The sequence below is a fragment of the Rhodococcus sp. EPR-157 genome, from assembly GCF_001647195.1.
Lineage (GTDB): Bacteria > Actinomycetota > Actinomycetes > Mycobacteriales > Mycobacteriaceae > Rhodococcoides.
In genome coordinates this window covers 1-3,989 of record NZ_LVCV01000111.1, presented here as the reverse complement: position 1 = coordinate 3,989, position 3,989 = coordinate 1, and the positions used below count along the sequence as shown (strand labels likewise).

5 protein-coding genes are annotated in these 3,989 nt (G+C 62.3%); all 5 read left to right on the top strand.

Annotation, left to right across the window (positions count from 1 at the left end; translation table 11 throughout):
- Nucleotides 1-508, top strand: a 508-nt coding sequence (locus A2J03_RS04510; RefSeq protein WP_156520198.1) for an extracellular solute-binding protein, incomplete at its 5' end; no start/stop codon positions are given.
- 24 nt (nt 509-532) lie between these two features.
- Nucleotides 533-1,480, top strand: coding sequence for a carbohydrate ABC transporter permease (locus tag A2J03_RS04505; protein ID WP_068370233.1), 948 nt, complete (start codon nt 533-535; stop codon nt 1,478-1,480).
- A gap of 1 nt (nt 1,481) precedes the next feature.
- On the top strand, nt 1,482-2,348 hold the full coding sequence (locus A2J03_RS04500) for a carbohydrate ABC transporter permease (protein ID WP_068370231.1): 867 nt from the start codon (nt 1,482-1,484) through the stop codon (nt 2,346-2,348).
- Entirely contained in the window at nt 2,348-3,478 is a 1,131-nt protein-coding gene (locus A2J03_RS04495; RefSeq protein WP_068370229.1) for an ABC transporter ATP-binding protein, read from the top strand. Before A2J03_RS04500 ends, A2J03_RS04495 begins: the two co-directional genes overlap by 1 nt.
- Nucleotides 3,479-3,989: ABC transporter ATP-binding protein (locus A2J03_RS04490; RefSeq protein WP_156520197.1), on the top strand; the 511-nt coding region annotated here is incomplete at its 3' end. It lies immediately after the preceding gene.

The following is a 3,989-nucleotide window of genomic DNA, read 5'->3' as shown; positions in this document are numbered from 1 at the left end:
TCTCGGTGACGGAACCGCCATGATGGTCTTCGACGCGGACAGCGCGACGTACCCCAAGAACAAGCCGGGGGCGTCGGCTCAGGCCGGCAACATCGGTTGGTACCCGGGACCTGCGGGACCCGACGGAAGCTATGCCACCAACCTGTGGACGTGGTCGCTGGCAATGAACTCGATGTCGAAGAACAAGCACGCAGCCTGGCTGTTCATGCAGTGGGCAACCGGCAAGGAGGCGATGTCGAAGGCCGTGCAGGGCGGCATCTACGCCGATCCGGTTCGGAAGTCGGTGTTCGACGGCGTGTTCAAGGATCAAGTCGCCGATCAGGCGGGCTACCTCGAGACCTTCGAAACCGTCATCGATCAGTCCAAGATTCAGTTCACTCCGCAGAAGAAGTTCTTCGACACCACGCAGAACTGGGCGTCGGCGCTGCAGGACATCTACGGCGGAGACGACGCGCAGTCGCGTCTCGACGGACTGGCCAAAACCAACACCTCGAAGGTGAACCTGTGAGCACATCCGAGAAAGAGGTAGGTCATGGCCACTCAGACTGAAGGAAGGCGCACGACGGACGCACCTGCTCCGAAGGCCTCCGGCAAGCCGGAAGTGCCGCGCTGGCGTCGTAGGCTGCGTCCGTACCTGCTGTCGGTTCCCGCTGTCCTGATCGTCATCGGCATTCTGTATCCGTTCTTCGTCGGCGCCTGGTATTCGTTCCTCAATTACGCTGCCGTGAACCCGAATCCGGTGTTCGTGGGGTTCGCGAACTACGTGAGTGTGCTCGGCGACGCGCAATTCTGGTCCAGTGTGCGGGTGACCGGGACGTTCGCCGTCGTTGCGACGCTCGTCGAGACGGTCATCGGTGTCATCATCGCGTTGCTGCTGAACCGATCGTCGATCGTCGGCCGCATCTTCGAGAAGGTCCTGATTCTGCCGCTGATGATCGCACCGGTGATCGCGGCGGTCGTCTGGAAGCTGATGTTCAATCCGCAGTTCGGTGTGCTGAACCATGTTCTGGGGCTGGGTAATACCTTCGACTGGTTGAGCAGTCAGAACGCGCTGTTCTCGGTCATTCTCGTCGACCTGTGGATCTTCACCCCCTTCGTGGCCATCCTCGTCCTCGCCGGTATCAGATCGCTTCCGAAGGAACCTTTCGAGGCCTCCGAGGTCGATGGGGCAAGCTGGTTCTACATGTTCCGCAGGCTCATGCTTCCGATGCTGTGGCCGTACATCCTCGTCGCGGTGATCTTCCGATTCATGGACAACCTCAAGTTCTTCGATGTGCCATGGGTTCTCACCGCAGGTGGACCCGGTGTGGCGACGCGGTCGTTGCAGATCGGCGCATTCGAGGACTCGATCATCAACCTCGACTACTCCCGCGGCAGCACCTACATGTTCCTGCTGTGGATCCTCGTGTTCATCACTGCACGCTTCCTCGTGAGCGTGCTCGGCAAAGCACAGCGGCGTGCCGCTGGAGCGGAGAACTGACATGGCCAAGGAATTGCTTCCCGGACAGCGAAGGTTCACGCCGGCGTCGATCGCAGCAGACGTCGTGCTGCTGGTGTGGTTCGTGTTCTCGCTGTTTCCGATCGTGTGGATGGTGCTCCTCGCACTCAAGACCGACGCCGAACAGACGAGTACCTACTTCTCGTTCTCCCCGACATTCGAGAACTTCGGTACGGTGCTCAGTCAGCGCGGAACCGATCTCACCAGCGTAGACTTCACATCGTCGCTGCTCACCAGCTTGATCAACTGCGGTGGCGCCGTGATCGTTTCGCTCGTCATCGGAATCCCCGCGGCCTACGCCGCCGGACGGTGGCAGTACCGAGGCAGCAACGATCTGATGTTCCAGATGCTCTCGTTCCGTTTCGCGCCCGAGCTGATGGTCATCGTCCCTCTGTTCGTCATCTACAACCAGATCGGGCTCTTCGACACCAAGGTCGGCATGATCTGGGTCCTGCAACTGGTGACGATGCCGCTCGTGGTGTGGATCCTGCGGTCCTACTTCCAAGATCTTCCCGAGGATCTGGAACAAGCCGCACTTCTCGACGGCTACACCCGCACCCGCGCCTTCGTCATGGTGGCGTTGCCGCTCGTGCGCCCGGGCATCGCCGCAGCGGCTCTGCTCGCGTTCATCTTCGCGTGGAACAACTACGTCTTCCCGTTGATCCTGTCGGACAGCAACGCGAGCACCGTCACCGTCGCGATCACCAAGTACCTCGGCGGCGGCGGACAGGCCTACTACAACCTCACTGCGGCGGCGGCCGTCATCGCAGCACTCCCACCGCTGATCCTCGCGCTGACCATTCAGCGCTACCTGGTTCGCGGTCTCTCGTTCGGGGCGGTGAAATCCTGATGGCGCAGTTGGCAGTCAAGGGACTCAGCAAGAAGTACGGCAAGAAGGTCGGCATCGACGGAATCGACCTCGACATCGCGGACGGCGAATTCTTCGTCATCCTCGGGCCGTCCGGTGCGGGCAAGACCACAACTCTCAAATCCATTGCAGGACTCGTCGATGTCGACGACGGTGCCGTGCACATCGGCGGCGAGGACATGACCGCGGTCGAGCCGTACCACCGCAACGTCGCCATGGCGTTCGAAAGCTACGCACTGTACCCGCAGAAGACCGTCTCGCAGAACCTCGCGTCGCCGCTGAAGTCCGGGCGCACGGGCAAGTACAGCGAGGCAGAGCAGACCGAGCGGATCAAGTCGGTGACGACGACGCTCGGCATCGACCATCTGCTCGCGCGCTTTCCGAGGGAGCTCTCCAACGGTCAGCGGCAGCGCGTCGCTCTCGGTCGAGTGCTGGTTCGGCCGGCGGATGTCTACCTACTCGACGAGCCGCTCTCGCATCTCGACGCGAAACTGCGCGCCGCGATGCGCGTCGAGCTACGGCAGCTCGGCGAGATGTCCAAGACGACGACGGTCTACGTCACCCACGACTACCAGGAAGCACTCGCTCTCGGGGACCGCATCGCGATTCTCCGCGAGGGTCGCGTCGTGCAGGTGGACACCCCCGAGAACATCTGGCGGACACCGGCGGACACCTTCGTGGCCAAAGCGCTCGGACAACCCGAGATCAACCTCTACGACGCGATCGTCGACGACGGAGCCCTTCGAGTGCTGGGCAGCTCGCTCGAGATCCAGGTGCCGCGCGCACTCGATCTGGGCGCAGGAGATCCTGCGCGGATCGGTATCCGTCCGTGTGACGTCGACGTTCTCGCCGACGCATCGAACGACCCGGGAAAGGTGAATCTCCACGGCACCGTCGTACTCGCCGAAAGGTTGGGACGTGACGTCGAGGTGTCCGTCGATCTCGGCGGAACAACCCTCATTGCATTGTCCAAGGGCGGACGGCATGTGACCGAAGGGGCGAAGGTCACCGTATCGGTCGACGCCGCCGACATCCACATCTTCGCGGGCGCCGACGGAGGGTCCGACACCGAGAGTCGCCGACTCGGCGCCGCAGATCAGAAGGAGCAGTAGATGACTGCGACACAGACCGCGAGCCGCACCACCGTCGCACAGAGCTTGACGCTCGACAATCTGGTCAAGACCTACTCCTCCCGGGGACGAGAGGAGTTCAAGGCGGTCAAGGGGATCGATCTGTCCATCGAGCCCGGCGAACTCGTCGCGCTGCTGGGTCCGTCGGGCTGCGGCAAGACGACGACGCTGCGAATGATCGCTGGGTTGGAGACTGTCACGAGTGGGCAGATTCGGATCGGCGATCGCACGATCACGGATCTACCGCCAGGCAAGCGTGAGGTCGGCGTCGGATTCGAGAGCTACGCGCTCTACCCACCGCTGTCGATCCGCGAGAACTTGGCGTACGGACTCAAAGCGCGCAAGGTGAAGGACGCAGGCGCGCTGGTGGATTCGATCGCTCAGCGACTCGAGATGCAGGATCTGATGGATCTGCGTCCGGCCGGACTGTCGAGCGGACAGAAGCAGCGTGTCGCATTGGCGCGAGCACTCGTCCGCAACCCTCCGGTTCTCC